Origin of the sequence: Microbacterium sp. 10M-3C3 (assembly GCF_003931875.1) — a bacterium.
Lineage (GTDB): Bacteria > Actinomycetota > Actinomycetes > Actinomycetales > Microbacteriaceae > Microbacterium.
On the sequence record NZ_CP034245.1, the window covers coordinates 450,824 to 467,090 of the forward strand.

Annotated in this window: 19 protein-coding genes; 15 read left to right on the forward strand and 4 right to left on the reverse strand. The window is 72.2% G+C overall.

The genetic code is table 11. From position 1 onward, the window contains the following. The first annotated feature begins 7 nt into the window (after nucleotides 1-7). Entirely contained in the window at nucleotides 8-640 is a 633-nt protein-coding gene (locus tag EI169_RS02035; protein ID WP_125130527.1) for a TetR/AcrR family transcriptional regulator, read from the forward strand. A gap of 3 nt (nucleotides 641-643) precedes the next feature. Here EI169_RS02035 and EI169_RS02040 read toward each other — a convergent pair whose 3' ends face one another. Further along, complete coding sequence (locus EI169_RS02040; protein ID WP_125130529.1) at nucleotides 644-1,963, reverse strand: MFS transporter; 1,320 nt, start codon at nucleotides 1,961-1,963, stop codon at nucleotides 644-646. A gap of 85 nt (nucleotides 1,964-2,048) precedes the next feature. Further along, nucleotides 2,049-2,549, reverse strand: a complete 501-nt coding sequence (locus tag EI169_RS02045; RefSeq protein WP_125130531.1) for a MarR family transcriptional regulator — start codon at nucleotides 2,547-2,549, stop codon at nucleotides 2,049-2,051. A 91-nt stretch (nucleotides 2,550-2,640) separates the two neighbouring features. On the opposite strand from EI169_RS02045, the gene EI169_RS02050 reads away from it, so the two are divergent. Beyond that, a complete protein-coding gene (locus tag EI169_RS02050; protein WP_125130533.1) occupies nucleotides 2,641-3,576 on the forward strand; it encodes an NADP-dependent oxidoreductase in 936 nt (311 codons plus the stop codon). A 13-nt stretch (nucleotides 3,577-3,589) separates the two neighbouring features. Here EI169_RS02050 and EI169_RS02055 read toward each other — a convergent pair whose 3' ends face one another. Further along, nucleotides 3,590-3,988 carry a PaaI family thioesterase gene (locus tag EI169_RS02055; protein ID WP_125130535.1) on the reverse strand — a complete coding sequence of 133 codons (399 nt, stop codon included), beginning with the start codon at nucleotides 3,986-3,988 and terminating at the stop codon, nucleotides 3,590-3,592. A 99-nt stretch (nucleotides 3,989-4,087) separates the two neighbouring features. Here EI169_RS02055 and EI169_RS02060 point away from each other — a divergent pair, with 99 nt between their 5' ends. The 8 genes from EI169_RS02060 to EI169_RS02095 are packed head-to-tail and all read left to right on the forward strand — an operon-like array spanning nucleotide 4,088 to nucleotide 10,970. Beyond that, a complete protein-coding gene (locus EI169_RS02060) occupies nucleotides 4,088-4,825 on the forward strand; it encodes an enoyl-CoA hydratase/isomerase family protein (RefSeq protein WP_125130537.1) in 738 nt (245 codons plus the stop codon). Next, nucleotides 4,822-5,676: a 3-hydroxyacyl-CoA dehydrogenase family protein gene (locus tag EI169_RS02065; RefSeq protein WP_125130539.1), complete on the forward strand. Its 855-nt coding sequence runs from the start codon at nucleotides 4,822-4,824 to the stop codon at nucleotides 5,674-5,676. Before EI169_RS02060 ends, EI169_RS02065 begins: the two co-directional genes overlap by 4 nt. Continuing rightward, nucleotides 5,673-7,787 (forward strand): phenylacetic acid degradation bifunctional protein PaaZ, encoded by a 2,115-nt coding sequence (gene paaZ / locus EI169_RS02070; RefSeq protein WP_125130541.1) that lies wholly within the window; start codon nucleotides 5,673-5,675, stop codon nucleotides 7,785-7,787. Before EI169_RS02065 ends, paaZ begins: the two co-directional genes overlap by 4 nt. A gap of 20 nt (nucleotides 7,788-7,807) precedes the next feature. After that, nucleotides 7,808-8,185 carry a hydroxyphenylacetyl-CoA thioesterase PaaI gene (paaI, locus tag EI169_RS02075; RefSeq protein WP_125133281.1) on the forward strand — a complete coding sequence of 126 codons (378 nt, stop codon included), beginning with the start codon at nucleotides 7,808-7,810 and terminating at the stop codon, nucleotides 8,183-8,185. A 49-nt stretch (nucleotides 8,186-8,234) separates the two neighbouring features. Then, entirely contained in the window at nucleotides 8,235-9,539 is a 1,305-nt protein-coding gene (gene paaK, locus EI169_RS02080; RefSeq protein ID WP_125130543.1) for a phenylacetate--CoA ligase PaaK, read from the forward strand. A 23-nt stretch (nucleotides 9,540-9,562) separates the two neighbouring features. Beyond that, complete coding sequence (locus tag EI169_RS02085; RefSeq protein ID WP_125130545.1) at nucleotides 9,563-9,850, forward strand: hypothetical protein; 288 nt, start codon at nucleotides 9,563-9,565, stop codon at nucleotides 9,848-9,850. Between the two features lie 50 nt (nucleotides 9,851-9,900). Beyond that, nucleotides 9,901-10,773 carry a metal-dependent hydrolase gene (locus tag EI169_RS02090; RefSeq protein ID WP_125130547.1) on the forward strand — a complete coding sequence of 291 codons (873 nt, stop codon included), beginning with the start codon at nucleotides 9,901-9,903 and terminating at the stop codon, nucleotides 10,771-10,773. Continuing rightward, the gene (locus tag EI169_RS02095) at nucleotides 10,770-10,970 is read left to right on the forward strand and encodes a hypothetical protein (protein ID WP_125130549.1); all 201 of its coding nucleotides are present in this window, start codon (nucleotides 10,770-10,772) and stop codon (nucleotides 10,968-10,970) included. The genes EI169_RS02090 and EI169_RS02095 overlap by 4 nt, the downstream gene beginning before the upstream one ends. 67 nt (nucleotides 10,971-11,037) lie before the next feature. Here the strand turns inward: EI169_RS02095 and EI169_RS02100 are convergent, their stop codons facing one another. Next, nucleotides 11,038-12,375, reverse strand: coding sequence for an HNH endonuclease signature motif containing protein (locus EI169_RS02100; protein ID WP_164515404.1), 1,338 nt, complete (start codon nucleotides 12,373-12,375; stop codon nucleotides 11,038-11,040). Between the two features lie 198 nt (nucleotides 12,376-12,573). On the opposite strand from EI169_RS02100, the gene paaA reads away from it, so the two are divergent. Genes paaA through paaE form a run of 5 tightly spaced genes read left to right on the forward strand, consistent with a single transcriptional unit; the run spans nucleotide 12,574 to nucleotide 16,262 of the window. Beyond that, on the forward strand, nucleotides 12,574-13,554 hold the full coding sequence (gene paaA, locus EI169_RS02105) for a 1,2-phenylacetyl-CoA epoxidase subunit PaaA (RefSeq protein ID WP_125130553.1): 981 nt from the start codon (nucleotides 12,574-12,576) through the stop codon (nucleotides 13,552-13,554). After that, entirely contained in the window at nucleotides 13,551-13,853 is a 303-nt protein-coding gene (paaB, locus tag EI169_RS02110) for a 1,2-phenylacetyl-CoA epoxidase subunit PaaB (protein WP_125130555.1), read from the forward strand. The genes paaA and paaB overlap by 4 nt, the downstream gene beginning before the upstream one ends. Beyond that, nucleotides 13,850-14,692, forward strand: coding sequence for a 1,2-phenylacetyl-CoA epoxidase subunit PaaC (gene paaC / locus EI169_RS02115; protein ID WP_125130557.1), 843 nt, complete (start codon nucleotides 13,850-13,852; stop codon nucleotides 14,690-14,692). Before paaB ends, paaC begins: the two co-directional genes overlap by 4 nt. Next, nucleotides 14,689-15,159 carry a 1,2-phenylacetyl-CoA epoxidase subunit PaaD gene (gene paaD, locus EI169_RS02120; RefSeq protein ID WP_240640566.1) on the forward strand — a complete coding sequence of 157 codons (471 nt, stop codon included), beginning with the start codon at nucleotides 14,689-14,691 and terminating at the stop codon, nucleotides 15,157-15,159. Before paaC ends, paaD begins: the two co-directional genes overlap by 4 nt. Then, nucleotides 15,159-16,262, forward strand: coding sequence for a 1,2-phenylacetyl-CoA epoxidase subunit PaaE (gene paaE / locus EI169_RS02125; protein WP_125130561.1), 1,104 nt, complete (start codon nucleotides 15,159-15,161; stop codon nucleotides 16,260-16,262). Before paaD ends, paaE begins: the two co-directional genes overlap by 1 nt. Nucleotides 16,263-16,267 lie beyond the last annotated feature (5 nt).

The window sequence follows — 16,267 nt, forward strand, 5'->3', positions numbered from 1 at the left end:
TGGGGCGGTGACCTCGGACACGGATGCGGCGACCGCCGCCCCGTCGTACCCCGCGCGGCGCGGCCGCCCCGGCTACGACCGCGCCGGGGTGCTCTCGGTGGCCGTGCAGCTGTTCAACGAGCAGGGCTATGACGCGACCTCCGTCTCCGACCTCGCGCAGCGCCTCGGCCTGACGAAGTCGGCCCTGTACCACCACTTCTCCTCGAAGGAGGAGCTCCTCGCGATCGCGCTGGATCAGGCGCTCGGGGGCCTGGAGGCCGTGCTCGACGAGCCGGCCGCGACGCAGGGCCGCGCATACGATCGGCTCCGCCACGTCATCCGGGGCGCCGCAGACGTTCTCGTCGCGGAGCTCCCGGCGGTGACGCTCCTCCTGCGCGTGCGCGGCAACAGCGCGGTCGAGCAGAACGCGCTCGAGCGCCGGCGCCTGTTCGACCAGCGCGTGACGCGGCTCGTCGCCGAGGCCCAGCGCGAGGGCGACCTGCGCACCGACGTCGACGCCGGCGTGGTCGCGCGCCTCATCTTCGGCATGATCAACTCCGTCGTGGAGTGGTACCGGCCCGGGGGCACGGTCGACGGCGGCCGCCTCGCGCACGACATCTTGACCGTCGCGCTCGAGGGGCTCGCCGCCGCCCGTCCGTGAGCCTCACGCGTGCAGGTCGACGCCCTTCGGATCCTTGATGAGCGACACCGCGCCGAGCGACACGAGCGCCGCGACGGCGATGTAGACGCCGATCGTCCACGACATCCCCGTGCCGCGCATGAGCGCCTCGGCGATCATCGGCGCGAACGCGCCGCCGAGGATCGCGCCGAGCGCGTAGCCGATCGAGACTCCCGAGTACCGCACGTTCGCGGGGAACAGCTCGGCGTACAGCGCCGCCTGCGGTCCGTACGACAGGCCGAGGCCGATCGTCATCACGAACAGCGCGACGAAGTACCAGAGGATGTTGGCGGTGTCGATGAGGAACCACATCGGCACGGCCCACAGTGCCAGCAGCACGTAGCCGAGCTGGAAGGTGCGGACGCGTCCGAGGCGATCCGACAGCCGCCCGCCGTAGAGGGTGAACGCGAGCCATCCGAACGAGGCCAGCGTCGTCGCGAGGAGCACCGTCGGCCGGTCCATGCCGAGGGCGGTCACGGCGTACGTCGCGAAGAACGCGATGAGGAGGTACCCGGCGGCGTTGTTGCCGATGAAGACGAGCGCCGTGAGCACGACCTCGCGCCAGTTCTTGCGGAACAGCGGCTTCAGCGGTGCGGAGGACTCCTTGCGGCGGCGCAGCAGGTCTTCGAAGACGGGGCTCTCCTCGACCGCGCGGCGGATGATGTACCCGACGACGATCAGCACGATCGACAGCAGGAACGGCACGCGCCAGCCCCAGGCGAGGAACGCCTCGGGCGACATCGTCGACGTGAGGATCCACAGGGTCGCCGTGGCCAGGATCATGCCGATCGGCACGCCGATCTGCGGGAACGCGCCGAAGAACCCGCGGCGGCCGATCGGGGCGTGCTCGACGGACATCAGGGCCGCCCCGCCCCACTCGCCGCCGGCCGAGAAGCCCTGCAGGATGCGGAGGAGGATCAGCAGGACGGGCGCGAGCACGCCGACCGTCTCGAAGGTGGGCAGCACGCCGATGAGCGACGTCGATGCGCCCATGAGGATGAGCGTGAGGACGAGCATGCGCTTGCGGCCGAGGCGGTCGCCGAGCCATCCGGCCACGACGGCGCCGAGCGGGCGGAAGAGGAACGAGATGCCGATCGTCGCGAAGGAGAGCACCTGCGCGAGCCCGGGGTTGGACTGGGCGAGCGGCGCGAGGAACAGCGGCGCGAGGACGAGGCCCGCCGCTTGCGCGTAGATGAAGAAGTCGTACCACTCGATCGAGGTGCCGACGAGGGTGCCGGCGAGGACCTTGCGCTCTTCGCGCGACATGGTCGCGGCGCGCGTGCGCTCCTGGGTGCTGGATGCCATGTGAACTCCGTCGTTCGGGGCGGGATCGGGCTGCCTAATTACTGACCGATCGGTGAGTAAACCACACCCTAGCGTCGATGCGCGCTCACGTCGAGCGGCCGCGGCGCCGAGGGGCCGCCGAGCGCGGGGGAAGTGCGCGCATGTGGTCACGCACGCGCCCGAGGATCGCGCCCAGCGTGCGCACGTCGGCATCGCTGAGCGGTGCGAGGAAGAGGTCGTGGACGACGGCGATGTGGCCGGGGAAGACGCGCGCGAGAATGTCGCGCCCCGCCTCGGTGAGCGTCACGGTGACGCTGCGCTCGTCGTCGGGTGACGGCGAGCGCGTGACGAGCCTCCGCTGCTCCAGCAGCTGCGCCTGATAGGTCAGGCCGCTGCGGCTGTAGACGACGCCATCGGCCAGGTCGGTCATGCGGCTGCTGCCCTCGGGGCGGTCACCGAGGGTCGCGAGCAGCTGGAACTGCACGTAGCTGAGGTCGCCGGCCTCTTTCAGCTGCTGTTCGACCGTGTGTCGCAGCAGGCTGCTCACTTCGATGAGCGCGAAGTACGCGCCGAGCTGGGCGGGGTCGAGGACGCGGGTGTCGGACATGCCACGAGCTTAGCAGTTGCTACGAACTCGAAGCAGTGCTACGGTCGGTACATCGCTTCGAATTCGAAGCACTAGTCCGAAGGAGACTGAAATGAAGAGCATCCGCTTCCACGAGACCGGTGACCCGAGCGTGCTGCACTGGGAGGACGTCGCTCTCCCCGAGCCTGGCCCGGGGCAGGTGCGCCTGGCCGTCGCAGGCGCCGCCGTCAACCCCGCCGACAATGGCCTGCGAGCCGGGACATTGCCCATCCCCGTCGCGCTCCCTCACGTCCCGGGATACGACGTGTCCGGCACGATCGACGCGATCGGCGAGGGAGTGACGGACTGGCGTGTGGGGGATGCCGTGATCGCCTTCCTGCCGATGGGTGAGGACGGCGGTGCAGCCGAGTTCGCGCTCGCGCCGGCCGCCGCGCTCGCGGCAGCACCGACGGGCGTTGCGCTCGTGGATGCCGCCGGCATGCCGTCGGTGGCGCTCACGGCGTGGCAGGCGCTTTTCGAGCACGCCGGGCTCCGCGCCGGACAGCGCATCCTCGTCGTTGGGGCGGGCGGGGTCGTCGGCAGCTACGCCGTGCAGCTCGCTCACCGGGCCGGCGCGCAGGTCGTCGCGACGGCGAGTCCGCGCAGCGCTGAGCGCGTGGGCGCCGACGGTGCCGACGAGGTGATCGACCACACGGTCGGCGACCTGGCCGACGCCGCGATCGCGCCCGTCGACGTGCTGCTGAACCTCGCACCGCTCGACCCCGCGGAGTTCACCGCGCTCGTCGGCCTCGTCCGCGACGGCGGCGTTGTCGTCAGCACGACGGCGTGGCTCGAGACGCCGGGCGACGCCGATCGCAATGTACGGGCGGAGACCGTCTTCGTCCGCAGCGACGCGGCGCAGCTTGCTCGGCTCGTCGACCTCGTCGACCGGAGCGAGCTGCGCGTCGACGCCGCTGAGCGCGTGACGCTGCGCGAGCTCCCCGCCGTGCACGAGCGCATCGCCGCCGGCGCTCTGCGCGGCAAGGTCGTGGTCGTCCCGGCGGCGTGAGGCGCACGCGTGCTCAGTCGCGGTCGACGAGGAGATTCGTGATGCGGGCGGTCGCCACCAGGCGACCGCCCGCATCGTCGATTCGGATGTCGTAGGTCGCCGTGCGGCGCCCGCGATGCAGCGCGGTCGCGGTCGCGGTGAGGACGCCGTCGCGCGCACCGCGGTGGTGGGTGATGTTCAGGTCGACGCCGACACACACCTTGCCGAGCGTGCTCGCGTGCACCATCGCCGCCCACGACCCCACGGCCTCCGCGAGCGCTGCGCTCGCCCCGCCGTGCAGGCGACCGAGCGACTGCGTGTTGCCGGCGACGGGCATGGTCGCGACGACCCGGTCGGGGGACTGCTCCCGGACCTCGATGCCGAGTTTGTCGTCGAGGGCTCCCGGGCTGATCCGCCACCATCCGTCGCTCATGCGCTCCTCCGTCGCTTGCCGTCTCCCGCGCCCTTTGACATTATTACTGAACGATCGTTCTGCAAAGATCGAGCTGCGACGCTGCAGGGAAGGATGCCGATGTCCGACGTGCTCCGGCTCGACCGCGCCGACGACCGTGTGGTCGCGACGCTCGACCGCCCCGAGGTGCGCAACGCGATCGATCAGGCGACGGTCGACGCGCTCCACGCGCTGTGCGGCGAGCTCGAGACGCGCCCGCGGATCCTCATCCTGCGTGGCGCCGGCGGCGTCTTCGCGTCGGGCGCCGACATCGCGCAGCTGCGGGAGCGCCGCGCCGTCGACGCCCGCCGCGGCATCAACTCCGAGGCCTTCCGCCGCATCCGGCGCCTGCCGATGCCCGTCATCGCCGCGATCGACGGCTATGCGCTGGGCGGCGGGGCGGAGCTCGCGTACGCCGCCGACATCCGCATCGGCACGCCGGGGATGCGCATCGGCAACCCTGAGACCGGTCTCGGCATCATCGCGGCGGCCGGCGCGACATGGCGGCTGCCGGCGATCGTGGGCGAGGCGCGCGCGAGCGAGCTGCTGCTCACCGGGCGCATCCTCGACGGCGCCGAAGCGCTCGCGTGGGGGCTCGTGTCGTCGCTGCACGAACCCGACGAGCTGGTCGGCGCCGCGCACGCCGTCGCCGACCGCATCGCACGGCACGACCCGCTCGCTACCCGGCACACCAAGTCGGCCCTGCTCGCCCCCGCCGACGCGCATCCCGCGATCGAGGCGGACCTGCAGGCCGAGCTGTTCGAGAGCCCCGAGAAGGAGCGCCGCATGACCGCCTTCCTCGAGAGGAAGCACCGATGAGCGCGCCGGCGCGCGTGGGCGTGCTCGGTGGCGGCCGCATGGGCGCCGGCATCGCGCACGCGTTCGCGCTCGCGGCGTCTCGCGTGACGATCGTCGAGCGTGACGACGCGTCGGCGGATGCGGCGAGCGCCCGCGTGTGGGAGAGCCTGCGTCGCTCGGTCGAGCGCGGAGCGACCGACCGCCCCCTCGACGCGCTCGCGGCGGCGGTGTCGGCGGGGACGGACGCGGCGGTCTTCGCCGACGCCGACCTCGTCGTCGAGGCGGTGCCCGAGGATCGCGACCTCAAGCTCGACGGCCTCCGCCGCGTCGAGGCGGTGCTGCCCGCGACCGCCGTGCTGGCCTCCAACACCTCCTCGATCTCCATCGATGCGCTCGCCGCGGCGCTCGAGCGTCCCGACCGCTTCCTCGGGCTGCACTTCTTCAACCCCGTGCCCGCATCGGCGCTCGTCGAGGTCGTGGTGGGGTCGGCCACCGCCCCCGACGTGCGGGCGGCGGCCGAGGGCTGGGTGGCGGCGCTCGGCAAGCGCGCGGTCGTCGTGCGCGATGCTCCGGGTTTCGCGTCGAGCCGCCTCGGCGTCGCGCTCGCGCTCGAGGCGATCCGCATGGTCGAGGAGGGTGTCGCCGAGCCGGCCGACATCGACGCCGCGATGGAGCTCGGGTACCGGCATCCGGTCGGCCCCCTGCACACGACCGACATCGTCGGGCTCGACGTGCGGCTCGGCATCGCCGAAGAGCTCGCCGCAACGCTCGGCGAGCGGTTCGCACCGCCGCAGCTGCTGCGCGACCTCGTCGCGGCGGGCCGCCTCGGACGCAAGAGCGGACGCGGCTTCTACGAATGGAGTGATCGATGACCGAGATCCTGCCCAGCTACGTCCGGGGCGCGTGGTGGACCCCGGACGGCGATGACCCCGATGCGACGCTCGTGCGCGACGCGTCGACGGGCGAGCCGGTGACGCGGGTCAGCACGCGCGGCCTCGACGTCGCGCGTGTGCTGGACTTCGCGCGCACCGTCGGGCAGCGGAGCCTCGGCGAGCTGACGTTCCATCAGCGCGCAGTGCTGCTCAAGCGCTTCGCGGTCGAGCTGAACGCGCACAAGGAGGAGCTGTACGCGCTGTCGCAGCGCAGCGGCTCCACCGTCCGCGACTCGCTCAGCGACATCGACGGCGGCATCGGCGTGCTCTTCACGTACTCGTCGAAGGGGCGGCGCGAGCTGCCCAACGCCCGCGTGTACGTCGATGGGCCGGTCGAGCCACTGTCGAAGGACGGCTCGTTCCTCGGCCGGCACGTCTACACGCGGCTCCCGGGCGTCGCCGTCCAGATCAACGCGTTCAACTTCCCGATGTGGGGGGCCCTGGAGAAGTTCGCCCCGGCTTTCCTCGCGGGCGTCCCCACGGTGGTCAAACCCGCCACCCCGACCGCATACATCGCCGAGGCGTGGGTGCGCATCCTCGTCGACTCCGGGCTCCTCCCCGACGGGTCGCTGCAGCTGGTCAGCGGCAGCGTGCCGGGGCTCTTCGACGCCTTGCAGCTCGGCGACCTCGTCGGCTTCACCGGGAGCGCCGTGACCGCCGACCGCCTCCGCCGGCACGAGAGCGTGCAGACCGGCGGCGTGCGCTTCACGAGCGAGACCGATTCGATCAACGCGTCGGTGCTCGGTCCCGACGCGCAGCCGGGCACCCCGGAGTTCGACGCCTACGTGAAGCAGCTGCTCGTCGAGCTGACGACGAAGGCCGGACAGAAGTGCACGGCGATCCGCCGGGCGATCGTGCCGGAGGCCGCGGTCGACGCCGTCGTGGAGGCGCTGCGCGCCAAGGTCGCCGAGCGCGTCGTGCTCGGCGACCCCCGTGCGGACGGCGTCACGATGGGTCCGGTCGTCTCGCTCGCGCAGCGTGACGAGGTGGTGCGGCAGGTGCGGCGCCTCCTCGACGCGGGCGGCGAGCTGGTGCTCGGCGACCTCGACGCGCCGGTCGTCCGCCGGGCGGACGGCAGCGACGGCACGCTCGCCGACGGCGCGTTCCTCGCACCGATGATCGTGCGGTTCGTGGATGCGGCGACCCCGGCCGTGCACGAGATCGAGGCGTTCGGCCCGGTCGCGAGCATCCTGCCCTACACCTCGGTCGCCGAGGCGGCCGACCTCGTCGCGCGCGGCGGCGGATCGCTCGTCACGAGCGTCGCGACCCACGACCCCGACGTCGCGGTCGAGCTCATGGGCCGCATCGGCGCCTACAACGGCCGTGTGCTCTTCCTCGACCGCGACGACGCGCGCACGTCGACGGGCCACGGCGCGCCCGTGCCGCATCTCGTGCATGGCGGACCCGGCCGCGCCGGCGGCGGCGAGGAGCTCGGCGGCATCCGCGCGGTGCTGCACCACATGCAGCGCACCGCCGTGCAGGGGACGCCCGCGTTCCTCACCGCGCTCACGGGTGTGTGGCACGAGGGCGCCGCGGCGTCGCCGGGCGGCCGCCACCCGTTCCGCAAGTCGCTCGCCGAGCTGCGGATAGGGGACCAGGTCGTGTCGCCCTCGCGCGAGGTCACACTCGCCGACATCGAGACGTTCGCGCACTTCACGGGCGACACCTTCTACGCGCACATGGACGAGCGCTCCGCCGCCGCGAACCCGTTCTTCCCGGGCCGTGTCGCGCACGGCTACCTCCTCGTCTCGTGGGCGGCGGGGCTCTTCGTCGACCCCGACCCGGGCCCCGTGCTCGCCAACTACGGCCTCGAGAACCTGCGGTTCGTCACCCCGGTCTCGCCCGGCGACGAGATCCGCGTCGTCCTCACGGCGAAGCAGATCACACCGCGCGAGACCGACGAATACGGCGAGGTGCGCTGGGACGCCGTCATCCGCAACCAGCGCGACGAGATCGTCGCGTCCTACGACGTGCTCACCCTCGTCGCGAAGGAGCAGGGCGCGGATGCGGCGACCGCCGCGGTCGAGGCCGAGCCGGCGGTGGCGTCGTGAGCACGCCCACCCTGCGCCCCATGATGCAGCGCGACCGCGCCTCGGCGGCGCTCGGCATGCGCGTCGAGCGGGACGAGCCGGGCCACGCCGTCGTGTCGATGACGGTGCGCGAGGACATGCTGAACGGCTTCGCGATCACTCACGGCGGGCTCGTGTTCGCCCTCGCCGACACCGCGTTCGCGATCGCGTGCAACGAGGACGAGCGCGTGACCGTCGCCGCCGGCGCCGACATCACGTTCCTGAAGTCCACGACGTCGGGGCAGACGCTGACCGCGACGGCTCTGCGACGCGTCCGGCGCGGTCGCAGCGGCCTGTACGACGTCACCGTCACCGACGACGCCGGCGATGTCGTCGCGGAGTTCCGCGGCCGCTCGCGCACGACCGATCGCCCCGCCTGACCCCGCCTCATCCTGACCCCGACCCAGAGCCCGACGAACGAGGGATGCCATGTCGAAGACGACCGCCCCGACCCGCCCCGCCCACGATGCGCCCGAGACGCTGACGCGCCCCGAGCTGGAGGCGCTGCAGCTCGAGCGGCTGCAGTGGACCGTGCGTCACGCGTATGAGAACGTTCCGCTGTATCGGCGCACCTTCGACGAGGCCGGTGTCGCGCCCGCCGACATCCGCTCGCTCGCCGATGTCGTGCGCCTGCCCTTCACCACGAAGGCCGACCTGCGCGAGACGTACCCGTTCGGCATGTTCGCCGTGCCGCAGGCCGAGGTGCGCCGCATCCACGCGTCGTCCGGCACGACCGGGCGTCCGACGGTCGTCGGCTACACCGCCGGCGACCTCGACCGCTGGGCAGACCTCGTCGCGCGGTCGCTGCGCGCGGCAGGCGTGCGGGCGGGCATGCGGGTGCACAACGCGTACGGCTACGGCCTGTTCACGGGCGGCCTCGGCGCTCACGCGGGCATCGAGCGGCTCGGCGCGACCGTCATCCCGATGTCGGGCGGGCAGACCGCGCGCCAGGTGCAGCTCATCCGCGACTTCGAGCCCGACGCCATCATGTGCACGCCCAGCTACCTGCTGACGATCGCCGATGCGATCGAGGAGGCGGGCATCGACCCGCGCTCGACGTCGCTGAAGGTGGGTATCCTCGGCGCCGAGCCGTGGACGAACCGGCTGCGCGCCGAGATCGAGCGGCGCCTCGGGATCGACGCCGTCGACATCTACGGGCTGAGCGAGGTCATGGGCCCGGGTGTAGCGAGCGAGAGCGCGCTGACGAAGGACGGCCCGCACGTGTGGGAGGATCACTTCCTCCCCGAGACGATCCACGGCGACACCGGTGCGCCCGTCGCCGACGGCGAGGTCGGCGAGCTCGTGTTCACCTCCCTCACGAAGGAGGCATTCCCCGTCATCCGGTATCGCACGCGCGACCTGACGCGTCTGCTGCCGGGCACCGCCTACCCCGCGATGCGGCGCATCGAGAAGATCACCGGCCGCAACGACGACATGATCATCCTGCGCGGCGTGAACCTCTTCCCGACGCAGATCGAGGAGCTCGTGCTCGGCATCGAGACGCTCACGCCGCACTTCATCCTCGAGCTCCGCCGCGAGGGGCGGCTGGACTGCATGGCCGTGCGCATCGAGCGGCACCCCGACCTCGAGCGCTCGGTGTGCGAAGCGGCGGCCGAGGTGCTGCAGCAGCGCATCAAGACGCACATCGGCACGTCGGTCGATGTGATCGTCGCCGAGCCGGGGGAGCTGCCCCGCAGCGAAGGCAAGTACAAGCGCGTCTACGACTACCGCTGAGCCTGCAGCCGCGCGTCGCTCGGGTGCACGACGCGCGCCCCCACCGCGTCGTGCCCCTCGTCGTCGGCGCCGCGCCCCTCCTCGTCTTCGGGCTCGCGCTCGTGGCGCTGGCCCCGTCCGCAGCGACCGTGTTCGTCAGCGCCGCGGCGATCGGCCTCGGCGTCGGCGTCCTCACGCCGCTCGGCTTCGCCCGCCTCGCCGCGACCGTCGCGCTCGCGGCGATGGCGATCGCGACGGCGGTCGTCGCCGGGCTGGGGGTGACCCTCGCGGCGCGCTCCGGCGCGGCGCCGAGCGAGCCGATCGAGCGCTGACGACTACCGTGGAGCCCGGTCCGCAGCATCCGCGGATCGGGAGGAGCGGCATGATCGAGGCGGACACGCGCATCTCGTACCCCGACGGAGACGTCACGAGCGAGAGCGCGATCGTGCACGTGCAGCCCGGTGGCGCGGCGACGAGCCTCGTCGTGCTCGCGGCGACCGCGGCGCATCCGGTCGACCCGACGTGGCCCGACCAGGGCCCCGACCGCGGCACCCTCACGGTCGGCGGCTCCGACCTGCCGCTCCAGGACGTTCGGATCGGCGCGTGGGACGGCACCGAGCTGCACGTCGGCGATCGGCTGCCGGCACGGCTGGGCACCGAGGGGTGGCGCTTCGTCGTCGTGCACGAGGTGCCCGCGGATGCGGCGCTCGAGGTCGGCGCGACGGCCGTCGTGCACGTGGACGAGCGGCACCGCCGCAGCCTGTCGCTCGGCCACACCGCGTGCCACGTCGCATCGCTCGCCCTGAACGCCGCGCTCGCCGACCGGTGGACGAAGGACGCGCGCCGCGACGCGCTCGGTGCGCCCGACTTCGACGGCATCGCGATCCAGCGGTCGGTCATCCGGCCGTGGGGGTCGACCGACACCTACCGGCTCGGCAAGTCGCTGCGCCGGAGCGGCTTCCGTACCGAGGGGCTGGGCGAGGAGCTCGACGAGATCGCGCGGCGGATCGATGAGCGTCTGGCCGGGTGGGTCGCCTCGGACGCCGCAGTGTGGATCGAACGGCCGTCGGATGCCCTGACGGCGCGCCGGTCCTGGCACTGCGCGTTGCCGGAGCAGACGGCGGTGATCCCGTGCGGCGGCACCCACGCCCGTCATCTTGGCGAGCTGGGGGCTGTGACTGTGCGGCTCGCCCTCGACGACAGCGGCACCGAGCTGACGATGGAGACCGACGCGCGGCCGGCGGGTACACCGTGAAGGCGGCCGTGCGTCTGATCCGCTCGGACGATCTCGCACCCGCACCATACGCCCACGGCGCGGCGGGTGCACGCCTCGCGGATGTCGTCAGCACGCGCAGCGCGCTGATCGGAGTCACCGTTTTCGGCTACGAGGATCAGTTGGTCGAGATTGAAGCGGTCGCGGCGCTCAGACCGGCGGGGAGCCTCCGGGAATGAGCATCTCGTTCGTCGATGTCGGGATGACCGCGTGATGTTCGCGCAGGACCTGCGCGGCTGACTCGCCTCAGAAGGGTGGGTCGCTGGGTGGTGGGTCGGGTTCGTCGCGGAAGATGACGTACCTCTCAGGAGGGTCGGTGGACACGCGCCCGAGGGGGCTGGTCCATCGGATGCTGCCGTCACGGAGTTGGACGGGTTTCCAGGGTTTCTCGGTCTTGAGCGTGTGGTGTCTCTTGCACAGGCAGGCGAGATTGCACGCGTCGGTGGTGCCGCCGAGGGCCCAGTCGTGGTTGTGGTCGCGGTCGCACACGCGGGCGGGCCTGCGGCATCCGGGGAACCGGCAGTGGATGTCGCGGGCGGCGAGGTACCGGTCGAGGTTGGCCGGTCGCCGGTAGGTGTCGGTGGCGAGGACGTGTCCGTGGATGGGGTGGGTGAAGATCCGCTCCCATGAGGGCGCGCCGGCGAGCAGGGCACGGGCGGTCTCGGCGTCGACGGGGGTGGCGCCGTCGAGCGTCGCGCCGCGGTCGGCGAACCCGGCGGCGGTGACGGCGGGGATCACGATCGATGCGCGGGCGTGGATGGCGGCGAGCCCGCCGGCCGGTCCGGTGATCGCGCCGGTGGTGGGGTCGACGCTCGGACCGCCGGTCAGGAGCAGGTCGATGGCGATGTCCGCGCGGATCTGGTCCAGGCTCCGCTCGTCGTACACGGCGTCGTCATCCGCGTCCGGCTCGTCGGCCGGCGGCGCGACCTGCACGGTCTTGGTCTCGTGGGCTTGCTGGGTGAGCCGGTCCCAGATGCCTTCGGCGAGGACGGTGGGCGTGATGATCCCGAGTTCGGACATGCTGTCGCCCCGATGCTGCATCCACACCGTCCGCGTCTTCACCGCCTCCCGGTGCCGTTCCGTGATCGACCGGGGATGCAGCTCTTCCACGACCTGCTCGGCGAACGCCTTCGTCCGCGGGGCCGTATCCCGCAGCGCCCGCTCCAACACCGTCGCCTCGTACAGCGCGCGGGCGTCCGGGTCCTGCAGCGCCCGTCCGGTCTCGACGATGACGGCGGCGTGGCGGGACGAGATGCGGCCGTCGGCGAGGGCGGCGTGGGCGGTGGGGTAGTCCCGGACGAGTTCGTGTGCGTCGTGCATCCGGTTCTGCACCGCCCGGTCATTCACCCGGGTAGCCAGCCCGATCTCCGCGGCGATCGAGCGCTCCTCGATCTCCCGCATCCGCGTCTCGGCCGACTGGTGAGCGGCACGCTGGTTCGCGATCTGCTGGGTGGCTGCCATGCGCGTGGCGAGTTCGGCTTCGAGCGATGCGATCGCCGCATGGATGTCGACGATCTCCTCGACCAGGCACGCGAGAGCCGCATCATCGTCGTCACGATGACCGAGACTCGCGGTGCCTTCCATACGCATACTCTCGCACCAACCTCCGACATCGCCGCGACCGTCGTCGTGCCCCTCGCCTGGCTCGCTGCGCTCCCTGGTTCCGGGTCCGGAAGATGACACTGACCGGCTCTTCCGCGGCCCAGCGCGAAACGCGGCGGTTGCGCGCACCGCCCCGCGCTCCTAGACTTACTGAACGAGCGTTCTGTAAAGGAGTCGAGGATGACGACGACAGCGACGCCGGCCGCATCCGCACCGGACATCGCCGCCGAGCAGGACGCGTTCGACGCGCTGATCGCCGCGGAGCAGCGCATCGAGCCGCGCGACTGGATGCCCGACGGCTACCGGCGCACGCTCATCCGGCAGATCTCGCAGCACGCGCACTCGGAGATCATCGGCATGCAGCCCGAGGGCGGCTGGATCACGCGCGCGCCGAGCCTCAAGCGCAAGGCGATCCTGCTCGCCAAGGTGCAGGACGAGGCCGGGCACGGCCTCTACCTCTACTCCGCCGCGCAGACCCTCGGCATCACGCGCGAGGAGATGACGCAGCAGCTCATCGACGGCACGGCGAAGTACTCCTCGATCTTCAACTACCCGGCGCCGACGTGGGCCGACATGGGCGCGATCGGCTGGCTCGTCGACGGCGCCGCGATCTGCAACCAGGTGCCGCTGTGCCGCGCGTCGTACGGACCGTACGGCCGCGCGATGGTGCGCATCTGCAAGGAGGAGTCGTTCCACCAGCGTCAGGGGTTCGAGATCCTCCTCACCCTCATGCGGGGCACCGACGCGCAGCGGAAGATGGCGCAGGATGCGGTGGACCGCTGGTACTGGCCGAGTCTCATGATGTTCGGTCCGCCCGATGACGCTTCGCCGAACTCGGCGCAGTCGACCGCCTGGAAGATCAAGCGCTTCTCCAACGACGACCTCCGGCAGCGCTTCATCGGCATGCTCGTGCCGCAGGCCGAGGTGCTCGGGGTGACCCTGCCCGACCCCGAGCTGCGCTGGGACGAGGATGCGCAGCGCTGGCACACCAGCCCCATCGACTGGACGGAGTTCCACGAGGTCATCGCCGGGCGCGGACCCCTCAACGCCGCGCGCCTGCAGCACCGCCGCGACGCGCACGAGGACGGCGCGTGGGTGCGAGAGGCGGCCGCCGAGTACGCGCGGAAGCAGCGCGAGCGCCGAACGAAGGTGGCGGCGTGACCAGTCCGGGAGCGTCCGCCGAGCAGTGGCCGCTCTGGGAGGTCTTCGTCCGGGCCAAGCGCGGCCTCAGTCACGTCCACGTCGGGTCGCTCCACGCGCCCGACGCCGAGCTTGCCGTGCGCAACGCGCGCGACCTCTACACGCGGCGCGGCGAAGGCGTGTCGCTGTGGGTCGTGCCCGCCGACGCCATCACCGCGAGCGACCCCGACGCCAAGGGCGCGTGGTTCGAGAGCCCCGCCGGCAAGAACTTCCGCCACGCGGTGTACTACACCGCGTCCGAGGGGGTGCCGCACCTGTGACCCTTCGACAGGCTCAGGGACCGGCCGACATCCATGGTGAGGTGACCGTCGACGAGGTCGAGCTGTCGGCGGAGCTCGCGGGCGAGGGCGGGGCCGTCGCATCCGCCGACGTCGCCGAATACACGCTGTGGCTCGGCGACGACGCCCTCGTGCTGTCGCAGCGGCTCATGGAATGGCTCGCCCGCGCGCCCGAGCTCGAGGAGGACGTCGCCCTCGCGAACATCGCGCTCGACCTCCTCGGCCACGCCCGGTCGCTGCTGCGCTACGCCGGCACCGCCGACGGCCGCAGCGAGGACGACCTCGCGTATTTCCGCGACGAGCCGGAGTTCCGCAGCGCGTGGCTGTTCGAGCAGCCGAACGGCGACTTCGCCCGCACGATCGCGCGCCAGCTCGTGGCCTCGACGTACCTGTTCGAGCTGTGGACGGCGCTGTCGGCGTCGACCGACACGACACTCGCCGCGATCGCCGCGAAAGCGGTCAAGGAGGTCGACTACCACCGCGACCACGCCGTGCAGTGGACGCTGCGCCTGGCCGGCGGCACCGACGAGTCGCGCCGGCGGATGCGGCGCGGGCTCGCCGACACGTGGCCCTACGTCGACGAGCTGTTCCGCGACACCGCGCTCACCGACCGCCTCGACGGCGTCGCCGCGCGGCCGTCGTCGCTGCGCGCGGGCTTCGACGGCGTGATCGCGGCCGTCCTCGCCGAGGCCGAGCTCGACATGCCGGATGCGGCCCCCTCGCGCGCCGGCGGACGTGCGGGCGTGCACAGCCCGGAGCTGGGCTTCCTCCTCGCCGAGATGCAGGTGCTCGCGCGGCAGCACCCGGGGGCGACGTGGTGACCGCGTGGGACGTCGCCGCGGCGGTCGTCGACCCCGAGGTGCCGGTGCTCACGATCGCCGACCTCGGCGTGCTCCGCGACGTGCGGGAGGACGGCGACGCGGTCGTCGTGACGATCACCCCGACCTACTCCGGATGCCCCGCGATGGACGTCATCCGCGACGACCTCGAGCTCGCCCTCGGCGCCGCCGGTTACCGGGACGTGCGCGTGAACCTCGTGCTGTCGCCCGCGTGGACCACCGACTGGATGAGCGCCGAGGGCAAGCGCAAGCTCGCGGAGTTCGGGATCGCTCCGCCGAGCGGCCGTGCCGCCGCATCCGGGCCGATCCGGCTGCAGCTGGGCGTCAAGTGCCCGCGCTGCGGCTCGCTCGACACGCGCGAGGTGACGCGCTTCGGCTCCACGTCGTGCAAGGCGCTCTACGAGTGCCGCGCGTGCCTCGAGCCCTTCGACTTCTTCAAGGTGCACTGATGGCCGCCCAGAACATCGCGACGCGACGCCGCGGCCGGTTCCACGCGCTCGAGGTCGCCGCCGTCCGCCCGCTCACCGCCGACGCGGTCGAGGTGACCTTCGCCGTGCCCGACGACCTCGCCGGCGAGTACGACTACGCACCCGGGCAGTACGTGGCGCTGCGGACGACGCTCGACGGGCACGAGGTGCGCCGCTCGTACTCGCTATGCCGCCCCCCGGCACGCGGATCGCTCAGCGTCGCGGTCAAGCGCGCCGAGGGCGGCCGGTTCTCCGAATGGGCGCAGACCCAGCTGCATCCGGGCGACCGTCTCGACGTCATGAGCCCGCAGGGCACGTTCACGAGCGGCCTCGCCGCCCTCGACGGTGCGCACGTCGCGGCCATCGCGGCGGGCTCGGGCATCACGCCCGTCATGGCGCTCGCGACGACCGTGCTCGCCGGATCGGACACGGCGCGGTTCACGCTCGTCTACACGAACCGCTCGAGCCTGGACGTCATGTTCCTCGACGAGCTCGCCGACCTGAAGGACCGCTACCCGACGCGCTTCGCGCTGCACCACGTGCTCTCACGGGAGCAGCGGGCGGCGCCCGTCCTGTCGGGCCGCATCGACGAGGAGCGGCTGCGGGTGCTGCTGCACGGGCTCATCCGCCCCGAGACGGTGGACGAGTGGTTCCTGTGCGGGCCGATCGAGCTCGTGCAGCTGTGCCGCACGACGCTCGCAGACGTCGGCGTCGACCCCGCGCACGTGCGGTTCGAGCTCTTCACGACCGGCGAGGACGACCGCGGCCCGCGCCCACCGGTCACCGTCCGCACCGACGAGCCGGTGACGACGATCGCCTTCACGCTCGACGGGCAGTCGTCGCAAGTGGAGTCGCCCGTCAGCGCGCGCGAGTCGATCCTCGACGCGGCGCTCCGGGTGCGCCCCGACACGCCCTTCGCGTGCGCGGGCGGCGTGTGCGGCACGTGCCGCGCGCGGCTGATCTCCGGCTCCGTCAGCATGACGGAGAACTACGCGCTCGAGCCCGACGAGATCGAGCGCGGCTACGTGCTCACGTGCCAGTCGCATCCGACCACCGACCGCGTGACGGTCGACTACGACAGCTGAGGACC

Coding starts and splice junctions, on each gene's coding strand:
- paaZ (WP_125130541.1), top strand. CDS start 5,673: ATGACCGAGATCCTGCCCAGCTACGTCCGGGGCGCGTGGTGGACCCCG.
- EI169_RS02100 (WP_164515404.1), bottom strand. CDS start 12,375: ATGGAAGGCACCGCGAGTCTCGGTCATCGTGACGACGATGATGCGGCT.
- EI169_RS02040 (WP_125130529.1), bottom strand. CDS start 1,963: ATGGCATCCAGCACCCAGGAGCGCACGCGCGCCGCGACCATGTCGCGC.
- paaA (WP_125130553.1), top strand. CDS start 12,574: ATGACGACGACAGCGACGCCGGCCGCATCCGCACCGGACATCGCCGCC.
- paaE (WP_125130561.1), top strand. CDS start 15,159: ATGGCCGCCCAGAACATCGCGACGCGACGCCGCGGCCGGTTCCACGCG.
- EI169_RS02050 (WP_125130533.1), top strand. CDS start 2,641: ATGAAGAGCATCCGCTTCCACGAGACCGGTGACCCGAGCGTGCTGCAC.
- EI169_RS02090 (WP_125130547.1), top strand. CDS start 9,901: ATGATCGAGGCGGACACGCGCATCTCGTACCCCGACGGAGACGTCACG.
- EI169_RS02055 (WP_125130535.1), bottom strand. CDS start 3,988: ATGAGCGACGGATGGTGGCGGATCAGCCCGGGAGCCCTCGACGACAAA.
- paaI (WP_125133281.1), top strand. CDS start 7,808: ATGATGCAGCGCGACCGCGCCTCGGCGGCGCTCGGCATGCGCGTCGAG.
- EI169_RS02065 (WP_125130539.1), top strand. CDS start 4,822: ATGAGCGCGCCGGCGCGCGTGGGCGTGCTCGGTGGCGGCCGCATGGGC.
- paaK (WP_125130543.1), top strand. CDS start 8,235: ATGTCGAAGACGACCGCCCCGACCCGCCCCGCCCACGATGCGCCCGAG.
- EI169_RS02045 (WP_125130531.1), bottom strand. CDS start 2,549: ATGTCCGACACCCGCGTCCTCGACCCCGCCCAGCTCGGCGCGTACTTC.
- EI169_RS02060 (WP_125130537.1), top strand. CDS start 4,088: ATGTCCGACGTGCTCCGGCTCGACCGCGCCGACGACCGTGTGGTCGCG.